Annotated in this window: 6 protein-coding genes and 1 pseudogene; 5 read left to right on the forward strand and 2 right to left on the reverse strand. The window is 30.9% G+C overall.

The window, feature by feature from the left end:
• The first annotated feature begins 328 nt into the window (after positions 1–328).
• The 5 genes and pseudogenes from CCZ01_RS09660 (at position 329) to vapD (ending at position 2,687) form a co-directional block, all read left to right on the forward strand.
• Positions 329–712, forward strand: coding sequence for a hypothetical protein (locus CCZ01_RS09660; RefSeq protein ID WP_112053002.1), 384 nt, complete (start codon positions 329–331; stop codon positions 710–712).
• 10 nt (positions 713–722) lie between these two features.
• Positions 723–1,670 (forward strand): ParM/StbA family protein, encoded by a 948-nt coding sequence (locus CCZ01_RS09665; protein ID WP_112053003.1) that lies wholly within the window; start codon positions 723–725, stop codon positions 1,668–1,670.
• A 150-nt stretch (positions 1,671–1,820) separates the two neighbouring features.
• Positions 1,821–1,904 (forward strand): annotated as a pseudogene (locus CCZ01_RS10955) (RNA-guided endonuclease InsQ/TnpB family protein); the annotation flags it as partial.
• A gap of 101 nt (positions 1,905–2,005) precedes the next feature.
• Positions 2,006–2,332 (forward strand): hypothetical protein, encoded by a 327-nt coding sequence (locus CCZ01_RS09675; protein WP_112053004.1) that lies wholly within the window; start codon positions 2,006–2,008, stop codon positions 2,330–2,332.
• Complete coding sequence (gene vapD, locus CCZ01_RS09680; protein WP_112053005.1) at positions 2,325–2,687, forward strand: VapD family protein; 363 nt, start codon at positions 2,325–2,327, stop codon at positions 2,685–2,687. The genes CCZ01_RS09675 and vapD overlap by 8 nt, the downstream gene beginning before the upstream one ends.
• Before the next feature lie 67 nt (positions 2,688–2,754).
• Here the strand turns inward: vapD and CCZ01_RS10900 are convergent, their stop codons facing one another.
• Positions 2,755–2,886, reverse strand: coding sequence for a hypothetical protein (locus CCZ01_RS10900; protein WP_258437182.1), 132 nt, complete (start codon positions 2,884–2,886; stop codon positions 2,755–2,757).
• 201 nt (positions 2,887–3,087) lie between these two features.
• On the reverse strand, positions 3,088–3,835 hold a 748-nt coding region (locus CCZ01_RS09685; RefSeq protein WP_146745250.1), incomplete at its 5' end, for an RNA-guided endonuclease InsQ/TnpB family protein.

Raw genomic sequence — 3,835 nt, forward strand, 5'->3', positions numbered from 1 at the left:
ATCTCTGCTACTGATAGCTTAATAGCTGGGATAGATATTAGTTGGTAAGTGTCCTATTATTATTGGAGAGCCAACCTTACATTTTTGTAAATTATAAAACAATATTTATATATAAATATAAATATAAATATCTTAGAGTATCTTAATATAAGTAATTAAATTTAAATATATATTTTTATATTTAAATATATCTATTAACATTTAAATATAGTTTTATATTGATATATATAATTTAATATAATAATATATATGAATTATATTTGTTTTTATGTATATATAAGTATATTTAAATTATAATATATTTAAATATTTAATTATAGGATGCTTAATGAATGCAAAATTAGGACAAATTTGTGGTAGCTATAACTTCACATTAACGCTTTATGGAACTTCTGGTGCAATATTCAAAAATATGCCTCAACGCAGTAGCATTATTCAAGATTTAATTCTTGATGCCTATGAAGATGGCTCTTTAGATAGGATTGTTAAACGTAGGCTCGGTGTAGGTTTAGAAACTTTTTTAAATGAATTTAATCTTAATTCAGTGAATCTAGTTTCTAAAGTAGATGAAAATATTGTAAAAAATGAGAATAAAGAAACAAAAAAGATTACTTCTGATGAAAGTAATTCTCTCTCTTTACCATCGTCAATTGGCAATAGTTCAATAAATAGTAACTCTTCTGCTAATAGCAAAGATGATTTTAATTTCTAGGAGGTAGATAATGAAAAAGTTGGGTCTTGATGTTGGTTTTGGTCATACAAAATATGCCTTTTTCAATGATAAGCAAGAAATGGTTTTAGGGAAAATTCCGAGTGTGATTGCATTTGCAAATGTTGAAAATACTGAAGTTGATGAAGATGATCAATTAGTTAAGTTTGAAAGACAAAATTTCTATGTTGGAGATTTTGCTCTAAAGCAAAACACAAAGGATATTATTGAGCTAACAGAGTATTCAGAACTTCGTAAGTATAGCCCTTTACTTTTATTAGAAGCTGCTCAATTTTCTCATATTAACCTTGATGAATTTCCCATCATCAATAGTGCACTTTCTCCAGCCCATAAGAGTTACATTTCAGATTATCGTGAACGCCTATCGAGCTTTGAAAGTAATGGAAAACATTATAAATTTGATGTTTCTATTTTACCTCAAGGTGTTGGAGCGGTCAAGGCATTAGAGTATTTTGCACAAGAAAAACAAGAAAATATGCCAAAAGATTATCTTGTTATCGATATTGGTTTTAATACAATTGATATTATTTTTGTCTATGATGGTAAAATTCAAAAAAGGAGAATCAATGAAAAGCATTCCTTTAAACAAAAAGGTGTAATGACAATTGCTACAATGATGATCAAAAAGATTGAAACAGATTATAAACGTGCAATTACACTCAAAGAAGCTCTTAGGGTTATTCTTAGCGGAAAGTATACCTTGAGAGGAAATGAATATGATTTATCGCAAGATATACAACAATTTAAAAAACTTTACACAGACGATATTATGCAACTCCTAGAAACTTACTATTCTAATGAGCTAGATAAGATGGATGAGATTCATTTTGTTGGTGGGGGTGGTTATTTCATTGATGAAAACTACACCAACCATATCAAAAAACATAAAAATAGTGAATATTTCAATGTTATAGGAAATCTGCTATATGAAAAAGAATAGGTGAGGAATTATAAAGGCTTATATAGAGAATCAAGGATAATCGGCGTTAGCTGATAAGCATTCATTCCAAAGGCTAAAGACCTTTAGGATTTCTGCTAGAGATTGGTTAAAATTAAGCTTCAATTAAAAACTAATCAGCTACCTAGTATCAATATCTTAGAGAGAGGATTAAAGTCGTTTGGGTTAGGAATTAGCCTATTAGACACTAAACAAAAAGCCTTTCAAATTAGTTAAGGTTGCTTAGCTTTGTTAGGAAGCCCACACTTCTTAAGTGGGGGTAATTCACGAAAATTTACATAATGAATGCTAAACTTACAAAAACAAAAGGAGTCAATATGCCTTATCCCTTACTTGGAACAAAAATTGTGTTAGATGAAGAAAAGATTTTAAGAGAAGATATTTATGACCTAGAAGACTTCAAAGCAACGATTGATAGAATGGCAGAAAAATGTAATCTCACAAAGATTGATGAATACACTTATCATTCAACAAGAGATAGAATGGCTTTAAGTAATATAGGTGTATTTGTGCATTGCAAATTAGTGGAGTGCGATTGGTTTACAAAGAATGTTAAAGAGTGGGTGTGGATTGATGAAGGAGAAGGAAATAAGGATTTGATTCAAAGCTTTAAAAAACGCAATGAGGGTGTATGGAATGAATGAAGCCAGATTCAGAAAAGCGATCCACTTTGATTTAAGCACAAATGAACTCAAGAAATTCTTTGCAGATACAAGGAAGCCTTATAGTCAGATCAAACAATTTATGCTCAAAAATGGCTTTGAGCATAGTCAATATTCAGGCTATATCTCCAAAGAGCCAATGGATCGCAATGATATTTCTAATATAGCGAAAAAACTTGGTAGAGCTTTCACTTGGTTAGAATCCAGTATGCAAAGAATGCAAGTTACAAATGTTGATGAATTTCAATTTGATGTTGAAACTATTGTGAGAGAAAGTGCAAAAATGACAGAGACGCCACCAAGAAGCAAACAAGGATTAAGGAATAGGAGGAAGTAATATATTTATGAAATTTTAGGCAAGAAAACCTTCGCCTCTTAGGCGGAGGATGAATTGCCACTCACCGTTAGAAATCTAGCTCTCCTTTTTGTTGTTTTGTTTGGAGTTCTAAGGCTCTTTGTAGGATTGGATCTTCTGTGGATTGTGGTATAATGTCATCAGTAGTTGATGAAAGTGAGTTATCACCATTCGCGCCCATCTGAGCTTGACTTGGAGTGTGGAGAGAGAGGGCGTCTCCACCATCACCTACGATATTTTCTTTTGCTCGTCTTTCTAATCGTCTAAAATCTCGCTCTCCTTTCTTGTTAGCGTGAAAAATCTCATTTGTTCCCCTATCATTTTTAATACCAATATCACCGTTCCTACAAACCTATAAAATCATATAAATAGATATAAAAATCTATAAATAGGATTTTTGTTGTATTCCTGTCTCAACCTTGCTAGTTACAATGTTATTTATTGCTAAATGACATTGCAGAGCTGTCAAGTCCTCAGGCGTAAATTCGGCTTGAACTAAGCCTATTTTGTTTTTAGCATAATTTAGTAGATTCAAACTTGCATTAAAATCTCTATCTAAACTAATTCCACAACTATTACAAATATAAATTCTATCTTTAAGAGTGAGGTTTTCTTTAATACTTCCACAATTAAAGCAAGTCTTAGAGCTAGGATAGAATCTATCTGCTTCTATAACTTCTCTTTTGTAATAATTACTTTTATATTGTAATTGCCTTTTAAATTCATAAAAGCTTACATCACTGATTGCTTTTGCTAATTTATGATTTTTAAGCATACCACTTACATTTAAATTTTCAATCCCAAAATAAGCATAATGCCTTACCAAGCTAGTTGTTAGCTTATGTAAAAAATCACTTCTAACATTAGTAATTTGTCTATGTAATCTACTAAGCTTTAAAGATTGCTTTAAATAGTTATTAGACTTCTTAATGCCAGCTAATGCTTCACCTTTTGTTTTCGGGTGTTGCTTTTTGCTTAATTGCCTACTAACTCTTTTAAGCTTTCTTGTAAGCTTAGCTAATGGTTTAGGTGCTTTAACACTTAAGCCATTAGATAAACATACACAGGATTTTAAGCCTATATCTATTCCTAAACCTTGTTTGGTTTGCATAGATGATTTATGCGTTTTA

The organism is Helicobacter monodelphidis (assembly GCF_003288845.1).
Taxonomy (GTDB): Bacteria; Campylobacterota; Campylobacteria; order Campylobacterales; family Helicobacteraceae; genus NHYN01.